General features: G+C 75.5%; 14 protein-coding genes and 5 pseudogenes. 13 read left to right on the top strand and 6 right to left on the bottom strand.

Annotation, left to right across the window (positions count from 1 at the left end; genetic code table 11):
* The first annotated feature begins 40 nt into the window (after positions 1 to 40).
* From DA06_RS17390 to DA06_RS17380, 3 genes and pseudogenes are all read left to right on the top strand, one after another.
* A complete protein-coding gene (locus tag DA06_RS17390) occupies positions 41 to 430 on the top strand; it encodes a cupin domain-containing protein (protein ID WP_418605570.1) in 390 nt (129 codons plus the stop codon).
* Positions 402 to 1,019, top strand: a complete 618-nt coding sequence (locus tag DA06_RS17385) for a hypothetical protein (RefSeq protein WP_043502423.1) — start codon at positions 402 to 404, stop codon at positions 1,017 to 1,019. The genes DA06_RS17390 and DA06_RS17385 overlap by 29 nt, the downstream gene beginning before the upstream one ends.
* Positions 1,016 to 1,417: pseudogene (locus tag DA06_RS17380) on the top strand (SDR family NAD(P)-dependent oxidoreductase); the annotation flags it as partial. The gene DA06_RS17385 and the pseudogene DA06_RS17380, both read left to right, overlap by 4 nt.
* Before the next feature lie 88 nt (positions 1,418 to 1,505).
* Here DA06_RS17380 and DA06_RS17375 read toward each other — a convergent pair.
* The gene (locus tag DA06_RS17375; protein WP_418605568.1) at positions 1,506 to 3,362 is read right to left on the bottom strand and encodes a DEAD/DEAH box helicase; all 1,857 of its coding nucleotides are present in this window, start codon (positions 3,360 to 3,362) and stop codon (positions 1,506 to 1,508) included.
* A gap of 77 nt (positions 3,363 to 3,439) precedes the next feature.
* Between DA06_RS17375 and DA06_RS17370 the strand changes: the two genes are divergently transcribed.
* The 5 genes from DA06_RS17370 to DA06_RS17350 all read left to right on the top strand — a co-directional run bounded on the left by DA06_RS17370 (position 3,440) and on the right by DA06_RS17350 (position 7,741).
* On the top strand, positions 3,440 to 4,078 hold the full coding sequence (locus tag DA06_RS17370; protein ID WP_043502412.1) for a dihydrofolate reductase family protein: 639 nt from the start codon (positions 3,440 to 3,442) through the stop codon (positions 4,076 to 4,078).
* A 226-nt stretch (positions 4,079 to 4,304) separates the two neighbouring features.
* Entirely contained in the window at positions 4,305 to 5,168 is an 864-nt protein-coding gene (locus DA06_RS17365) for an alpha/beta fold hydrolase (RefSeq protein ID WP_418605566.1), read from the top strand.
* A 125-nt stretch (positions 5,169 to 5,293) separates the two neighbouring features.
* Positions 5,294 to 6,241 (top strand): M23 family metallopeptidase, encoded by a 948-nt coding sequence (locus DA06_RS17360; protein WP_052436908.1) that lies wholly within the window; start codon positions 5,294 to 5,296, stop codon positions 6,239 to 6,241.
* Between the two features lie 31 nt (positions 6,242 to 6,272).
* Complete coding sequence (locus tag DA06_RS17355; protein ID WP_418605564.1) at positions 6,273 to 7,292, top strand: hypothetical protein; 1,020 nt, start codon at positions 6,273 to 6,275, stop codon at positions 7,290 to 7,292.
* Entirely contained in the window at positions 7,289 to 7,741 is a 453-nt protein-coding gene (locus DA06_RS17350; RefSeq protein ID WP_043502398.1) for a hypothetical protein, read from the top strand. Before DA06_RS17355 ends, DA06_RS17350 begins: the two co-directional genes overlap by 4 nt.
* 20 nt (positions 7,742 to 7,761) lie before the next feature.
* Here DA06_RS17350 and DA06_RS17345 read toward each other — a convergent pair whose 3' ends face one another.
* The 4 genes and pseudogenes from DA06_RS17345 to DA06_RS17330 all read right to left on the bottom strand — a co-directional run bounded on the left by DA06_RS17345 (position 7,762) and on the right by DA06_RS17330 (position 12,158).
* Complete coding sequence (locus DA06_RS17345) at positions 7,762 to 8,685, bottom strand: universal stress protein (RefSeq protein WP_043502396.1); 924 nt, start codon at positions 8,683 to 8,685, stop codon at positions 7,762 to 7,764.
* A gap of 364 nt (positions 8,686 to 9,049) precedes the next feature.
* Complete coding sequence (locus tag DA06_RS17340; RefSeq protein ID WP_052436907.1) at positions 9,050 to 10,315, bottom strand: M20 family metallopeptidase; 1,266 nt, start codon at positions 10,313 to 10,315, stop codon at positions 9,050 to 9,052.
* A gap of 80 nt (positions 10,316 to 10,395) precedes the next feature.
* Positions 10,396 to 11,518, bottom strand: a pseudogene (locus DA06_RS17335) (mannose-1-phosphate guanylyltransferase).
* Positions 11,519 to 11,591: 73 nt separating this feature from the next.
* Positions 11,592 to 12,158 carry a 2'-5' RNA ligase family protein gene (locus DA06_RS17330; RefSeq protein WP_043502389.1) on the bottom strand — a complete coding sequence of 189 codons (567 nt, stop codon included), beginning with the start codon at positions 12,156 to 12,158 and terminating at the stop codon, positions 11,592 to 11,594.
* 207 nt (positions 12,159 to 12,365) lie between these two features.
* On the opposite strand from DA06_RS17330, the pseudogene DA06_RS17325 reads away from it, so the two are divergent.
* From DA06_RS17325 to DA06_RS17305, 5 genes and pseudogenes are all read left to right on the top strand, one after another.
* A pseudogene (locus DA06_RS17325) lies at positions 12,366 to 12,467 on the top strand (hypothetical protein); the annotation flags it as partial.
* A 62-nt stretch (positions 12,468 to 12,529) separates the two neighbouring features.
* Positions 12,530 to 13,201, top strand: a complete 672-nt coding sequence (locus DA06_RS17320; protein WP_418605562.1) for a DeoR/GlpR family DNA-binding transcription regulator — start codon at positions 12,530 to 12,532, stop codon at positions 13,199 to 13,201.
* A pseudogene (gene galT / locus DA06_RS17315) lies at positions 13,198 to 14,425 on the top strand (galactose-1-phosphate uridylyltransferase). The gene DA06_RS17320 and the pseudogene galT overlap by 4 nt, the downstream one beginning before the upstream one ends.
* Positions 14,341 to 14,565: pseudogene (locus tag DA06_RS17310) on the top strand (galactokinase family protein); the annotation flags it as partial. The pseudogenes galT and DA06_RS17310, both read left to right, overlap by 85 nt.
* Complete coding sequence (locus DA06_RS17305; RefSeq protein ID WP_418608075.1) at positions 14,507 to 15,025, top strand: hypothetical protein; 519 nt, start codon at positions 14,507 to 14,509, stop codon at positions 15,023 to 15,025. The pseudogene DA06_RS17310 and the gene DA06_RS17305, both read left to right, overlap by 59 nt.
* Positions 15,026 to 15,047: 22 nt before the next feature.
* Here DA06_RS17305 and DA06_RS17300 read toward each other — a convergent pair whose 3' ends face one another.
* Positions 15,048 to 16,412 (bottom strand): FAD-binding oxidoreductase, encoded by a 1,365-nt coding sequence (locus DA06_RS17300; protein WP_043502387.1) that lies wholly within the window; start codon positions 16,410 to 16,412, stop codon positions 15,048 to 15,050.
* Positions 16,413 to 16,614 lie beyond the last annotated feature (202 nt).

Here is a 16,614-nt window from a genome sequence, read left to right as displayed (position 1 = left end):
GCGGATCGGGATCGAACCCACCGACCACGGGAGGCCGGAATTGATCGAGCTGCACGAGGCGGGCCTGGACCGTTCCTCCGGCGAGCCGAGCTACGAGGAGAACCTCCGCGTCGCCGATCTCAGCCTCGGGACCTACAGCATCCCGGCAGGATCGGCGGATCCGCAGCAGCCGCACACCGAGGACGAGATCTACGTGGTCCTCCGCGGCGCCGGCCGGCTCTGGACGCCCGACCGCACGGCGGACGTCCGCGCGGGCAGCGTGCTGTTCGTCCCTGCGGGGGAGGAGCACCGCTTCGTCGAGATCACCGAGGACCTCACCGTCCTCGTCGTCTTCGGGCCGGCGGAGCGCACCCGCTCGACCGGGCGCACCGGCGGCCCGCGATCCCGGAAGGAGGCGAGCGATGCGGCCCCCGGCGCCGGCCCACGTTGACTGGACCCTCCCGGACGCGCCGCCCCACGCGCTCTTCGGCGCGGGTGCCCGGCCGGAGGAGAAGGCGCTCGTGCTCGGCACGGCCGTCGTCGGGACGGCTGTCGTGCTCGTCCACGGCCACGTCTCGTTCGGGACGTGGGCCGTCTGGCAGTACGTGGTCGCCGCGGTCATCGCCTTCGACCTGCTGGGCGGCGTGGTGGCCAACGGCCTCAACCCGGCCAAGCGGGACCACCATGCCCCCCGGCCGCACCCGGACGCCTCGTTCGTCGGGCGTCTGGCCCGGCGCCCGACGCTGTTCGCCGCCGCGCACGTCCAGCCGATCGTCGTCGGCCTTCTCTTCCCCGGCGCCGGCGTGTGGTGGGGCCCGGCCTGGTACGCGGCGTTCCTCGCGGCCGTCGCCGCCGTCTCCCGGGCGCCGTTGCACCTGCAACGTCCCGCCGCGCTGTGCGTGTGCGTCGCGGCGGTGCTGGCGTCCGTGACCGTCACGGCGCCCGCCGGGTTCGCCTGGCTGCCGGTGGTCATGGCCCTGAAGCTGCCGCTGGCGCACGCCGTGCAGGAGGAGCCCTACCGACCGCTGGAGCGCCCGTGAGACACGTGCTCGTCACGGGCGGGACCAGGGGCATCGGCGCGGCCGTCGCACGTCTGGCCGTCGCCCGCGGGGCGGCGGTCACCGTGACCTACCGGTCCGACGGGGCCGCCGCGGCGCGACTTCTCGAGGAGCTGGGCGGACGGGCCCATGCCGTCCGCGCCGACGTCGCCGACCCGTCCACGGCCGGCCGCGTCCTCGACGAGGCGACGCGCGCCCTCGGGCCGGTCGACGCCCTGGTCAACAACGCCGGGACGACCGGCACGCTCGGGCCGTTCCTGGCGCGCGACGAGGCGGAGACCGCGCGCATCTTCGCCACGAACGTGCTGGGACTGACCGCCATGGCCCGCGCCGTCGCCCGGCGGTGGGTCGAGGACGCCCGGCCCGGGGCCATCGTCAACCTCAGCAGCACCGCCGCCGGCACCGGCGCGCCGGGCGAGTACGTCGAGTACGGGGCCGGGCGGGCACGGCGGCGCAGCAGGTCGTGGGTCAGTCCGGGTCCGCCGGGGCGCACCGCAGGAGCAGCGACAGCAGCCGCAGCGCCCCGGTCTTGTCGAGCGGGGAGTTGCCGTTGCCGCACTTGGGGGACTGCACGCACGCGGGGCAGCCGTCCGCGCAGCCGCAGGACGCGATGGCGTCCCGGGTGGCGCGGACCCACCCGAGCGCCGCCCGGTAGCCGCGCTCCGCGAATCCGGCACCGCCGGGGTAGCCGTCGTGGACGAACACCGTCGGCTGGCCGGTCTGCGGGTGCACCGCCGTCGAGAGGCCGCCGATGTCCCAGCGGTCGCACGTCGCGAGGAGCGGAAGCAGCCCGATCGAGGCGTGCTCCGCGGCGTGCAGCGAGCCGGGCAGCACGTCGCTGCCCACGCCGGCCGCCCCGCACGCCTCCGCCGACAACGTCCACCACACCGCCGTCGTCGGCAGGACCCGCTCGGGCATGTCGAGCGGGTAGGAGCCGACGATGTCCATCCCGGGCAGGCGCCGCTTGTCGTAGCCGGTCACCTGGCTCGTGACCTCGACGTCGCCGAAGTACCAGGCCACCTCCGTCCCGTCCGCGCCGCGCCACACCTGCCGGTCCCGCACCGACAGCACCCGGACGGACGAGGACGACCGCGCCTTGGTGCGGTGCCCCAGCTCCTGGTCGGCGTGGACCAGCGCGACGTCATCCTCCAGCGCGTCGACGACGAACGTGCGCCCCTGGTGCAGGTACACGGCGCCGGGGTGGACGGTCGAGTCGGCCCGGGCGCCGTCGACGGTCCCGAGAACGGTGCCCGTACCCGTCTCGACCACCTGCACCGGGCGGTCGCCGCCCCCGCGCAGGTCCGTGAGGTCCTGCGCCCGCTCCGGCCGCGAGAAGTTCCAGAACCACCCGGTCGGCCGGCGCCGCAGGAGCCCGCGCCGGGCAAGCTCGTCCAGCAGCGCGGCGTCCGGCAGCCCGAACAGCGGCAGGTCCTTCTCCGTCAGCTGCAGCTCCGACGCGGCGGCGCACAGGTGCGGCGCGAGCACGTAGGGGTTGGCGGGGTCGAACGTCGTCGCCTCCACGCCCGCACCGAAGATCGCCTCCGGGTGGTGCACGACGAACCCGTCGAGCGGGTCCTCGCTGGCCACCAGCACCGCCACGCCGTCGGACCCGGCGCGGCCCGCCCGCCCGGCCTGCTGCCACATCGAGACGCGGGTTCCGGGCCAGCCGGCGATGACGACGGCGTCCAGACCGGCGACGTCGACGCCCAGCTCGAGGGCGTTCGTCGTGGCCAGGGCCAGCAGCTCGCCCGAGCGGAGCGCGCGCTCCAGCTCGCGACGCTCCTCGGGCAGGTACCCGCCGCGGTAGGCCGCGACTCGCGCGGCGAGCTCCCCGTCGACCTCGCGCAGGTGGCGGCGGGTCTGCTCGGCGATGACCTCCGCCCCGTACCGCGAGCGTACGAAGACCAGCGTCCGCGCGCCGGCGCTGACGAGGTCGGCGAGCAGGTCCGCAGCCTCCGCGGTAGCGCTGCGCCGCGGACCTGCCTCGAACGCCTCGTCGTCGGCGCCACGACGGCGGATCACGGACCACGCGGCCGCCACCGCCAGCAGGGGACCGAGGGTGTGGACGGAGCCGAGCTCGGTGAGCGTGGTCATCACCGTCGTCAGCGCACCGGAACGCTCGCCCGCGGCCCCCAGCACGGCGTCGCGGTCGGTCACCGAGACCTGGGACCCGATGAGCCGCCCGACGGCCGTGGCACAGGCCACCAGCAGGACCGACCAGCCGAGGAGCAGCAGCCCGTGGTGCCAGAACGGCCGGCCGGCCGTGGTCGCTGCAGCCGGCGACGGCGCGGCGGCAACATCACGAACCCGGCCGTCTTCCTTCACCCGCCCAGCCTGCCCCATTCGCAGCTGACACGTGCTCCACTGACAGTCACGCAAGGTGGCACAGGAGGGATGGACCCATGAGCGAGACGCACGCCCGCACGTCGTCCTCAGAACTTCTGGTGGACTTCATCGTCTCCCTCGACGGCTACGCGTCAGCGGAAGGCTGGCCCGGCTGGTGGGGGCTCGAGGGGCCGGAGTATCTCGGGTGGCTCGAAGCGCAGCCCGAGGCCGCCTACACCGTCCTGATGGGCGCGAACACCTACCGGGTGATGTCCGGCCTTGCAGCCGGGCTCGCAACCCCGGGCGCCGAGGAGCCGACGGCGGAGCAGGAGAGCGTCGGCGGGCTGGCCCGCGCTCCCAAGATCGTCTTCTCCTCGACGCTCGGGGCGGCGCCGTCGTGGCCGAACACCCGCCTGGTGCGCGAGGACGCGGTCGAGGCCGTGGCGGAGATGAAGCGGACCGGCGCAGTCGGGCCGATGCGCACGATCGGGAGCCTCGCCCTGTGCCGGTCGCTCCTGACCGCGGGCCTGGTGGACCGGTTCCGGTTGGTGGTCTTTCCGGTGATCACCGGCAGGACCGGCCGAGAGCGGATCTACGACGGCTACCCCGACGTCGCGCTCGACCTGGTCGGGAGCCGCACGTTCGACGGGCAGCTCCAGCTGCTCGAGTACGTGCCCACCGTTCTGACGAGCCCGCCCGGCACGCCCGCGGCCTGACCGCGAACCGGTTCGGCACCGGGCGCGCCACGAGCTGTCGCGGTCCCCTCCCGGAGGTCCGGTGTCTCCGGTCCCGGCCGTGGACGTCGGGGGATCTGCTCGGGGTGTGCGGGTTTCTCGGCGCGGCTGCACCGACCGCTGGCATACTCCCGTCCGTCGACGACGGCGGACGACGTCGTCCCGCACCCTTGGCCACCCCGTCGCCGGGGCCAGTGAGGAGCTGAGCGTGCTCACCTCGACGGGAATCGCCTACGACCGCGCGGGCCCCCGCGGCGAGCTGCCGGTCGTGCTCCTCCACGCCGGCGTCGCGGACCGCCGCATGTGGGACGGCCAGTGGGCGGCGCTCACCGCCGGACACGACGCCGCGCGCCTCGACCTGCGCGGGTTCGGTGAGTCCGTCACGCCCCCGGCCACGGCGCTCCGCCCGGTCGACGACGTGCTGGACGCTCTCGCCGAGCTCGGCGTCGGCCGGTGCCACCTCGTCGGCGCCTCGTTCGGTGCGGGCGTCGCGGTCGAGGTGGCACTGGGCAGGCCCGCCCTCGTGGCCTCCCTGCTGCTGAGCGCGCCCGGCGGGGCCCTCATCCCGGCGGCCACGGACGACCTGCGGGCGTCGTCCGGGCGGAGACGGCCGCGCTCGAGGTCGAGGACCTGGACGGTGCCGTCGAGGCGAATCTGTCGTGGTGGGTCGACGGCCCTTCCGGGAGTCCGACGCGTCGATCCGGCCGTCCGCGAGAGCGTGCGGGGCATGCAGCGGCGGGCCCTCGAGATCGCCGGGGTCCAGGCGCGCGAGGTGGCGGGGGACGCCGTGCGGGCGTGGGCGCGGCCCGACCTGCCGGCCGGGCGGTGGTTCGACGAGCTGTCGGCCTACCTCACCCCCGCGGCGCGGCAGGACTACCAGTGGCTCCAGCCCTCCGCCATCGTCGCGCGCAGGGTGACCGGGGAGCTGACGGTGGTCGACGAGTCGAGCGTGTACCTCGCGCGCGTGGACGTCGGCACCGACGCGGGCACCGTGCAGGTGCTGCTCTCCCGCCAGGACGGGCCGACGCCGTGGCTGGTCGAGCGCATCGTGCCGCCGCAGGGGCAGGCCTGACGTGCACCGCCTCGTGATCGCGCTGCTCCTCACCCTCTTCTCGGTCGTGGCGGGGGCGCTGACGCTCGTCGTCCTCGTCGACGCCGAGGACCGCCTCGACACGTGCAACGTGGACGGGCCGGGGGGTGCGGGTGGAGCTCGCCGGCGAGCCCGACGGGGAGGTCAACGGCTACAGCGGGGCGCAGCTGGCGAACGCGGCCGCCATCATCAACGCCGGCGCCGACCTGGGGCTCTCGGTGCGCGACCAGACCATCGGCGTGATGACCGCGATGGGGGAGTCGGGGCTGGAGGTGCTCGACCACGGGGACGAGGCCGGGCCGGACTCGCGCGGCCTGTTCCAGCAGCGCGACAACGGCGCCTGGGGCACGCTCGAGCAGCGCATGGACCCCACCGCCTCGGCGACGATGTTCTTCCGCAGGCTCGCCACGCTCACCGACCGCACCACGCAGCCGCCGACCATCGTGGCGCACCGGGTGCAGGCCAACGCCGACCCGTACCACTACGAGAGGTACTGGCGCGACGCGGTGACCGTGGTCAACGCGCTCGCCGGGGAGGACCTGCGGGCGATCGCGGCCGCGGCCGGGCCCAGCCCCTGCAGCGCCCTGAGCGCCGGCGCGGTCACGGCCGAGGGGTGGACCTCCCCGATCCTCGGCGACGTCCGCTACACCTCGGCCTTCGGGTCCCGCGTGCACCCGATCACCGGGGTCCGGACGCTGCACGCCGGGGCCGACCTCGCCGCCGTGGACGGGCACCCCATCTACGCGGCCGCGGACGGGATCGTGGTCATCGCCGGTCCGTCCTCGGGCGGCAACACGGGGTACATGGTGGCGGTCGACCACGGGGGAGGGGTGCAGACGCGGTACGTCCACCCCTGGCCCAACGGCATCCTCGTGCGGGTGGGGGACACGGTGACGGCCGGGCAGCAGATCGCCCGCGTGGGGTCCTCGGGCAACTCCACCGGGCCGCACCTGCACTTCGAGGTCCGCATCGACGGCACCCCGGTGGACCCGATCGCGTTCCTGGCGGCCCGGGGCGTCGCGATGCCGGGGACGCGGGTGGCGTCACCGGCCTGACGACGGCGGCCGTCGGCTCAGGCGTGCGGCCGTGACCCGGGACGACGCCGACACCTGGTTCGCGCAGCTCGCCGCCGCGCTCGGTCCCTCGCTGCTGGGCGGCGGCGCCCAGCTGCTCTTCGACCGGCCGTGGCTCACGGACACGGCGGCCGCCGGGGTCCCGGCGCTGCTCAACAGCCCCGGCGACCTGTTCGGGCTGCAGGAGCGCCCGCTCTCCTACGAGGCGGTGGCCGCACTGCTGCTGGCGGTGGGGGCCGGCGCCGGGCTCTTCCACCACGGGCCGGTGTCGCTCTCGCGTCGCCGCCAGGTGGAGGGGGCCGCCCCGCGCTCCGTCGCCGACGTGTTCGCAAACCTCGCCAGGATGTCGGGCCCCGCCGAGAGCCAGGAGGTCCGCGTGACCCACGTCGTCGGGCCGGAGGGTGCGTCCCGGTTCGTGGTGGAGATCCCCGGCACCGAGTCCTGGAAGGCCCGGTCGACGACGAACCCCGCCGACCTGAAGACCAACCTGCAGGAGATCTCGGGTCAGGAGTCGGCGATGCGCGCCGCGGTGGAGCTCGCCCTCGCGGACGCGATGGACGCGGCCCGGATCTCGCCCGGGCAGCGAGGTGTTCCCGAGGTGCTGCTCGCCGGGCACAGCCAGGCCGGCATCGTCGCCGTCAACCTCGCGAGCGACCCCGCCGCGCCCTACCGCTACTCCCACGTGCTCGTGGGCGGCTCCCCCGTCTCGCGGGTCGAGGTGCCGGAGTCGGTCCACGTGCTGGCGCTCGAGCACGAGCAGGACCCGGTCCCGCGGCTCGACGGCGCGCCGGACCTCCCGCGCCACCACGTCACGACGGTCGGTCGCGACGTCTCCGCCGAGGTGCCCGCCGACCTGCACGGCGCCCAGAGTCCGGGCCGCGCCCACGACGTGGGGCTCTACAGCCGTACCGGTGCGCTCGTGGACGCCTCGAGGGACCCGGTCGTCGCGCAGGCACGGGCCCGGCTGGAGCCCTTCTTCACCGGGACCGCCACCACCTGGTCCTACGAGGCGACGCAGGAGCCGACACCGTGAGCGACCGCGACCTCCCGCTGCGCCTGGAGTCCCTGGCCGACGAGATGGCCGACGTCGCCGCGCGCGCCCGCGCCGTCGGGCAGGAGCTGCTCCGCGCCGGCGAGGCGACGGCGTGGGCCTCGGTCGCCGCGGACAGCTTCCGCGCAGACCTGGCCGGCACCGCGGCCGCCACGGAGCGGACCGTGTCCCTCGTCGAAGCGCTGGAGGGTGACCTGCGCGCGCAGGCCCAGGAGGTCCGGGAGAAGTTCGCGCTGATCGACGCCGCCCGGGCGTGGGTCTCCGAGCAGGCGGAGTCGGCGCGCACCCTGCTGCGGCGGGCCTGGGACGGAGTCGTCGACGTGCTCACCGGCGACGTCGACCGCGCCCGTCAGGTCCTCGACGTCGCTGGTGCGGCGCGCGACGAGCTGGACCCCGGCTGGCTGGACGCCGCGCGGGCGTTGCGCGACTGACCTGCCGGCTCCGCGTCCTCTCAGCGGTTCCAGGGCACGTCGACCGGGCTGCGCCCCTCGTCCCCGGCGCGGGCCGGGACCACCATCACGGGAGAGACGGCGTGGTGCAGGACCGCCTGGCTCGTCGAGCCGAGCAGCAGCCCGGCGAAGCCGCCGCGCCCCCGGGAGCCGACGACGACGAGCTCGACCGCGGTGGAGAACTCGGCCATGAGGGCGGCCGCGTTGCCGTCGAGGGCGTGCTGGCGGACCCGGACGTCCCGTCCGGCGACCGCGGACTCCACGGCCACGCCGAGCCCCTCGCGCACGTCGGCCAGCACCTCGTCGCGGTCGACGGCGGCCGGCAGCCACGCCATCGCACCGGCGCCGGTCGCGATCGGCACGGCCGCGACGGCCGTGAGCTCGGCGTCCCACAGGATCGCCTCGTCGACCGCGCGGCGCAGCGCGATCCGGGCGGACTCCGAGCCGTCGACGCCGACCACGATCCGCCGCACCGGGCTGAACTGGCGGCTGGCGTTCAGCGGCACCACCACGGTCGGGCAGTGGGCGTGCGCGGGCAGCGCGGAGGAGACGGTCCCCAGCAGCCGGTCGGTGAACCCGCCGCCGCCGCGGGTGCCGACGACGACCATGCTCGCCTCGCGGGAGAGGTCGACGAGGACGCCGGCCGGGTCACCGGTCTCGAGCGCGGAGGTGACCACGAGGCCGGACCCGGCGGTGCGGGCCACCGCCTCGTCCACGACGGCCTGGGCTCCCTGCTGGATCGCGGTGTCGTCCATCGCGGCGTACCCGCCGTCCAGGGACGCGGCGGTGAAGGAGGGAAGCGCGTAGGCGCACACGACGTGCAGGCGCCACCCGCAGCGCCTGGCCTCGGCGACTGCCCAGTCCACCGCACCGAGGCTGGCCTCCGATCCGTCCACCCCGACCACGACGACCTTTTCGCGGGTCATGGTTCCGCCTCCTTCGTTGACCGAGCGATGACCAACTGGTGCCCTTTCCGGAACCCTATCGGCACCGAAGGCCTCCGACAGCGGGACCTTGGAAGGTATGTCGCCGGACCGCGGGGGGGCGGCGGCGCGGCGGCGCCCGGACAGGCGGCGGCCGCACCTCAGGTGGGGGCCGGCCCGGTCCTGGATCGGCGGCTGACAGAGGCGACACTAGCCCGCAGCGGCAATCCCACGAGTCACATCGTGAGATGTCCGCGGAAAGAGTTACCGAAATGTTTCCCTGCTCGTGGCCGGCCGTCCACGGCCCGCGGGTCGTTCGTCCTGGATTCCGGCCGGAACCGCCCCGGTGCGGCCGGCCGGGCCCCGCTCAGGACGACGCCGCTGCCGCCGCCGTCGTCCTGGCGCCCTCCCCGATCCTTCCGTCGCCGGCGAGCAGCGCCGTGCGCACCAGCACCCGGGCGCCGATGCCGATGGCGCGCTCGTCGAAGACGATGTCGCCGCGGTGCAGGTCGTAGGCGGGCCCGCCCGCGGTGCGCGTGCCGAGCCTGACCAGGGCGCCGGGCACCCGGGTGAGGTACCAGGCGAAGTCCTCCCCGCCGAGCGACTGCTCGGTCAGCACGACGGCGTCCGGCCCGATGACGTCCTTGACGGCGGCGTCGACGACGCGCACGGCGCGCTCCTCGTTGACCACGGGCGGGATGCCCCGCGCGTACCCGAGCTCGACCTCGACGTCGTACGGGGCGGTCACGTGGTCGACCGCCTCCTGGACGATCTTGGCGGCCCGGTGCCACTCGCGGCCGTCGAGGCAGCGGATGGTGCCGGTGACCGACCCGCTGGCCGGGATGGCGTTGGCGGCCTTGCCGGCGTGCACGGCGCCCCAGGTGAGGTTGACCCCGGCGCGCGGGTCCATCCGGCGGCCGAGCACGGCGGGCAGCGTGGTGATGAGCTGCCCCAGCGCGAAGACGACGTCGCCCGTCAGGTGCGGCCGGGACGTGTGCCCGCCGTCGGAGCTGACGGTGATGGTGACGGTGTCCGAGGCCGCGGTGATCGCCCCGATCCGCGACCCGACCTGCCCCACCGGCACCTTGGGGTCGCAGTGCAGCGCGTAGATCTGGTCCACGCCGTCCAGGGCGCCCTGGTCGATCACCGAGACGGCCCCGCCGGGCATGACCTCCTCCGCCGGCTGGAAGATGCACCGCACGCCGACCGGCAGGTCGCCGGAGTCGTCCAGCTCCTTCAGGGTGAGCGCGGCGCCGAGCAGCGCCGTGGTGTGGATGTCGTGACCGCAGGCGTGGGCATACCCCTCCCGGACGGAGGCGAAGGGCAGGCCGGAGCTCTCGGCCACCGGCAGGGCGTCGAGGTCGCCGCGCAGCCCGATGCGCCGCCGGCCCCGTGCGCGCGGGTCGGCACCGATGTTGACCGTCAGCCCCGTGCCCTCGAGCGGGTGCGGCTCGAGGCCGGCGGCCCGGAGCCGGTCGGCGACGTACGCCGTCGTCCGGTGCTCCATCCACGCCGTCTCCGGGTTCGCGTGCAGGTGTCGGCGGATCTCGAGGAGCTCCGGCTCGAGCCCGGCGACGATGGCGGTGACGCGCCGGGCGACGGCCGAGCCGGTGGGGGCTGGAACGGGTCGCACGGAATCGACCCTAGTCCGACGCAGAACCGCCTGCTCGGCGCCACCACGCGCCCCGGCCGCGGGGGGGTGAGGTGCGGTGGTCAGCGCAGGTGCTCGCGCCCCGCCCCGAGGTTCTCCACCACGCTCTTGACGCGCTGGGCGTGCTCGCGCGTCGTGACGAGCAGCGCGTCGGGGGTGTCGACGACGACGAGGTCGGGCACCCCGAGCACGGCCACGGTCCGGCCGGCGCGGGGCACGACGAGGGCGCCGCGGGCGTCGTCGGCCACGACCCGGTCCGCGTCCCCGAGGACGCGCACCCCGCCGTCGTCGGAGGGCAGAAGGCCGGCGAGACTCGCGAAGTCACCCACGTCGTCCCAGCCCATGGCGGCCGGCACGACGGCGACGCCGCCCTCGGCGGCGACCGGCTCGGCGATCGCGTGGTCGATAGCGATCTTCTCCAGTTTCGGCCACACCCGCGCGAGCACGTCGGCGCGGGAGGGGGTGTCCCACGCGTCGGCGATCTCGTCGATGCCGGCCCGCAGCCCGGGACGCTGCGCGGCGAGGTGGCCGAGCAGGACGTCGGCGCGCGCCACGAACATCCCGGCGTTCCAGCGGTACTCCCCCGTCGCGAGGTACTCGGCCGCGGTCGCGGCGTCCGGCTTCTCGGTGAAGCCGCGCACCCGGCGCGCGGTGGGCGCCTCGGTGCCGTCCGCGAGCGTGACCGGGTCGCCGGAGCGGACGTACCCGAAGGCCGTCGAGGGGTGGTCGGCCTCGATGCCGATGGTGACCACGTAGCCGGCGCGCGCCACGCGCGCCGCCTCGCGCACGGCACGCCCGAAGGCGGCCGGGTCGGTGATGACGTGGTCGGCGGCGAACGAACCGACGACGACGGTCGCCGTGACGCCGGCGCACCACCGCGGCGGCCAGCGCGATCGCCGCCATGGAGTCGCGGGGGCTCGGCTCGGCGAGCAGGTTCTCCTCGCCCAGGTCGGGCAGCTGCTCGAGGACCGCCGCGGCGTGCGCGACCCCGGTGACGACCACGACGCCGCCGCCGTCGGTCAGGGGGCGGAGCCGGTCGTGCGTCTGCTGCAGCAGGGAGCGGCCCGAGCCGGTGAGGTCGAGCAGGAACTTCGGTGCGTCACGGCGCGAGAGCGGCCACAGACGCGTGCCGGCACCGCCGGCGGGGACGATGGCGTGCAGCGGCTCGGGCTGGTTCTCCGGCATGGGCACACCCTACGAGGTCCCCGGCCGAGCGCCGCGCGTACTCTGCGGCCCGGCGACGTCCCGCCCCCGTCGCTCAGGCGGCGGGATCGTCCTGCACGCCGGGCCCGGCGAGCACGAGCCGGGCGACGGGGCGCCAGACGCCGTCGTCGCCGTGCTCGTACAGCCGCATGCTGCCCTGGGCGTACGTCGCCTCGAACCCCTCCACCGCCTTCGTCGCCGCGTCGAGCGCGTCGTCGTCGAGCTCGTGGGCGACGGTGACGTGGGGGTGGTACGGGAAGCGCAGCTCCTGGGCGAGCGGGCCGGTGCGGACCTGGGTCTCCAGCGCCGCGCACTCCTCCGCGCCGCGGACGACGTTGACGAACACCACCGGGCTGACGGGGCGGAACGTCCCGGCGCCGCGCAGGGACATCACGAACGGGCTGCTGCGGCGCGCGACGACGGCGAGGTGCTCGGTGACCGCGTCGATCTGCGAGGCCTCGACGACCGTGGGCGGCAGGAGCGTGACGTGGGGCGGGACGGCGTGCGCCATCGGGTCGCCCAGCCGGGCGCGCAGAGCCTGCAACCAGGTGCAGTACGGCTGCGGGATCTGCAGCGAGACCCCGATACGGACCTGTCCCGCGCGACGTTCCGGCAGGTGCATGGGCTCAGCTGTCCCGGTCCGGGTGGGGTCGGAGCGTCGTCGGCACGTCGCACATCCTCGCAGGTCCGGGGGACTCTTCGCCATCGCCGCCCCCCGGCCCCTGGCGCGCCGCCACCGGTTCGGCGCCGGCCCGGGCCGCCCCGGCGGCGGTCCGGCCGGCCCCTGTTCGACCTTGTTAGTTTTTGTTTGGGCTGTCATGCTCAGTGCATGGTCAGCGAAGGCGTCCCCCTGCTCGCGCGTCAGCGGCAGGACTACATCCTCGGTCAGGTCGCGCAGCACGGTGGCGTGCGCGTCGCCGAGGTCGTCGAGGCACTGAGCGTCTCGGAGATGACGGTGCGCCGCGACATCACCGACCTGGTGGCCCGCGGCTGGTGGACCGGGTGCACGGCGGGGCGGTGGCTCCCGCCGGCGCGGCCGAGGAGCCGTACTTCCGCACCAAGGAGTCCCACCACCAGGCCGAGAAGGCCGCGATCGGCTCGCTCGCGGCGTCACGCGTGCGTCCGGGCGACTCCGTCGCGCTGACCGGAGGGACGACGACGCTCGCGGTGGCGCGCGCGCTGGCGGCGCTGCCGCACGCGGGCACGCTGACCGTGATCACCAACTCGCTGCCCGCCGCCCAGGTCCTGCACGAGGCCGCCGAGCAGGCACGGACGGAGTCCAGGCCCGCCCCGACCGTGCTCCTCACCGGCGGTGAGCGCACGCGCTCCGACGCGCTCGTCGGCCCCGTCGCGGTGGACACCCTGCGCACGATGCGGGTGGAGTGGGCGTTCCTCGGCGCGCACGGCTTCGACCCGGGGATCGGCCTGATGACCCCGAACCTCTCCGAGGCGGCCACGAACGCCGCGATGGTGGCCAGCGCCCGCACGCCGGTCGCGGTCGTCGACGCGTCGAAGTGGGGCGTGCTGGGGCTGCGGACCTTCTGCCCGGTGCACGACATCGCGGTCCTGGTCACCGACGCCGAGCCCGGGGAGGCCACGCGCGAGGCCGCCGACCGCCACGGCATCCTTCTCGAGGTCGCGGCGACCGAGGGCGGCGCGCGATGACCGGCGTTCCCGTGCGACGCACCTCCACCCGCCTCGCCGACGGGCGCGAGCTGATCTACTTCGACGACTCCGAGCCCTACGTCTCCGGCGCCGCCACCCGCCGCCTCGACGACCCGCGCCCGCTGCCCGACCGGTTCGCCGACGTGGTCGGCGAGGACGGCACCTCCCGCCCGGTCACCGCGCCGGAGATGCGCTACGACGTCCTCACCGGCGAGTGGGTCCCGATGGCGGCCCACCGGATGAACCGGACGTTCCTGCCCGCCGCCGACGCCAACCCGCTGGCCCCGGCCCGCCCCGGGGCCGCGTACTCGGACGGCGAGATCCCCGACACCGACTACGACGTCGTGGTGTTCGAGAACCGCTTTCCCTCGCTCGTCGCCGTGCCGGGCGTGCCCGACGAGGTGACGTTCCTCGACGGCGAGGACCTGTGGCCCACCCGGCCCGCCGCCGGGCGCTGCGAGGTCATCTGCTTCTCCCCCCGACCCGTCCGGCTCCCTCGCCGGGGTCGGCACCCGCCGGATGCGGACCGTCATCGAGGCCTGGGCGGACCGCACCGCCCACCTCGGCGCGCTCGACGGCGTCGAGCAGGTCTTCTGCTTCGAGAACCGGGGCCGGGAGATCGGGGTGACGCTCCACCACCCGCACGGGCAGATTTACGCCTACCCCTACCTCACCCCGCGCACGGCGACGATGCTGCGCCAGGCCCGCGCCCACCGCGAGCGCACGGGCCGCAACCTGCTGCGCGACGTGCTCGAGGCGGAGCTGCGCTCCGGGCGCAGGGTCGTCGCCGAGTCGGAGCACTGGGTGGCCTACGTCCCCGCCGCCGCCCGCTGGCCCGTCGAGGTGCACGTGGCCCCCCGGCGCGACGTGCCGGACCTGCCCGCGCTGACGGACCCCGAGCGGGCGGACCTCGCGCGGCTGTACCTGCGGGTCCTGCAGGCCGGCGACCGCTTCTTCACCTGGCCCGAGGACTCGCCGCGGGCGGGGGAGCCGATCCAGCTGCCGTACGTCGCCGGGTGGCACCAGGCCCCCGCGCGCGCGGGGCGGGAGGACCTGCGCCTGCACCTGCAGCTGTTCTCGGTGCTGCGGGCCCCGGGGAAGCTGAAGTACCTGGCCGGCTCGGAGTCGGGCATGGGCGCGTGGGTCTCCGACACCACCCCCGAACGGGTCGCCGACCGCTGGCGCGACGTGATGGCCGACGACGTCGAGGAGCCGGGCGCGTGACGGGGCAGCTGCTGCCCGCCTGGGACGACGCGACCGGCGCCGCACGGGTCCGCCACCTGTTCGCCGGCACGTTCGGCGGCGATCCGGACGGGGTGTGGGCCGCCCCCGGGAGGGTCAACGTCGTCGGCGAGCACACCGACTACAACGGCGGGCTCTGCCTGCCCGTGGCGCTCCCGCACCGCACGTTCGTGGCCGCCGCCGTCCGGCCGGGGACGCGCCGGCTGCGTCTGGTCAGCGCGCAGGAGCCAGGGCCGGCGCGCGAGGTCGACCTCGACACCGTCGGGCCGGTGGGCACGGCCGGCGAGGTGCACGGATGGGCCGCCTACGTGGCCGGGGTGCGTCTGGGCGCTGGAGGCGGACGGCCTGGCCGCCGACCTGCCGGGGCTCGACCTCGCCGTCGACTCCTGCGTCCCCGCCGGGGCCGGCCTGAGCTCCTCCGCGGCGCTCGAGTGCGCGGTCGCCGTCGCGGTGGACGAGCTCGCCGGGCTCGGCCTGGCCGGGCCCGCGGACGCCCCCGACGACGCGGGCCGGGCACGGCTCGCCGCGGCCTGCGTCCGGGCCGAGAACGGCGCGGACGCCGGCCGTCCGGCGGCACGGTGAGCCGGGCGGCCCGGGCGTCGGATCAGCCGGGCGTCACGTTGTGGTTGAGCCGGAAGAGGTTCTCCGGGTCGTAGCGCCGCTTGGCCTCGACCAGCCGGTCCCACGTCCGGCCCGGGTACGCGGCCCGGACCTCGTCGGCGCCGGCGCGTCCCAGGAAGTTGACGTAGGTGGCGGTGTCCAGCAGCCCGGACGCCTCCTCGAGCCACGCCTCCTGCCGCGCGCGGTCCTCCGGGCCCTCGCAGAACGCGACGAGCATCAGCATCATCGGGACGTCCCGGTGCGCGTACGCGGTGGCGTCCGCGCCGACGCGGGCGACGGCGCCGCCGAGCACCCGCAGCTGCGCGATCCGCGGCGAGCCGGGCGTCGCCACGGCGTCGGCGAGCGTCGCCGCGCCACGGGCGTCGAGCTCGCGGACCAGCCCTCCCCGGACGACGACCTCGGGCATCGCCCCCATGTCCTCCTCCTGGAAGATCTCGGTGTACCGCATCGGCCGGACCAGGTCGGCGTACGGCTGCGCGAGGGCGCGGAACGGGGCCAGCGTCTGCTCCGCCACGGCCGGGGTGCCCGTGTGGACGAGCTGCGCCATGAGCACCGGGCGGCCATGGATCTCTTCGGGCACGAACGGCATGGGCGGGTAGGGCATGAGGTTGGCGATCGTCGTCAGCTCGTCCGGCGCAGCCGCCGCGAGACGCGCGAACCCCTCGATCACCCCGGCGGTCGCGGGGAGCACGAGCAGGCCGCCGACCACCTGGTCGACAGGGTGCAGCTGGAACGTCAGGCGGGTGACGACGCCGAAGTTGCCGCCGCCGCCCCTGACGGCCCAGAACAGGTCGGGGTGGCGCTCCGCGTCGGCCTCGAGCACGCGGCCGTCGGCGGTGACGATCTCGACGGCGAGCAACGAGTCGATCGTCAGGCCGTACCGCCGGGTGAGCAGCCCGACCCCGCCGCCCAGCGTGATGCCCGCGACGCCGACGGAGGTGGTGTCGCCGAACCCGGTGGCGAGGCCGTGCTCGGCCACGGCGGTGTTGTACTCGCCGGCCGTCAGCCCCGGCTGGGCGAGGGCGGTGCGGTTCCCGGCATCGATCTCCAGGTCTTTCATGTCGCCGAGGTCCAGGAGGATGCCGCTCTGGGTGGTGCTGTGCCCGGCCGCGCTGTGCCCCCCGCTGCGCACGGCCAGCTCCAGGCCGCTCTCGCGTGCCGCGGTCACCGCGTGCACGACGTCGGAGGTGCTCGCCGCCCGGACGATCACCGCCGGGCGGGCGTCGGGGGCGCCGTAGTGGGTGGTCCGGAGGGGGTCGTAGTCGGCGTCACCGGGCGTGATGACCCGCCCGGTGAGCTGCGGTCGCAGGCGTTCGGCCAGGGTCGTGGTGGTCGCGCTGGGGTTCATAGGAGGTGCGTCCTCGTCGTCGTGGCTGCTCTGGTGGTGCCCCCGGGACGTGCGCGCCGGCCGCCGTCGTGCGGGCGGCGGCGGTGACGCACGCCGTCACCGTAGAGCCCAGCGGTAGCGTTCGGCAGCGAATTTGCGGACCATCCTCAGGTTCCGGCGGAGAGCCGCCTCGAGGAGTACTTCCCCTGCTCGCGCAGCAACG

This window comes from Georgenia sp. SUBG003 (assembly GCF_000715355.2).
GTDB lineage: Bacteria > Actinomycetota > Actinomycetes > Actinomycetales > Actinomycetaceae > Georgenia.
The sequence above is the reverse complement of the archived record's forward strand: the minus strand, read 5'-3'. Positions and strand labels throughout refer to the sequence as shown.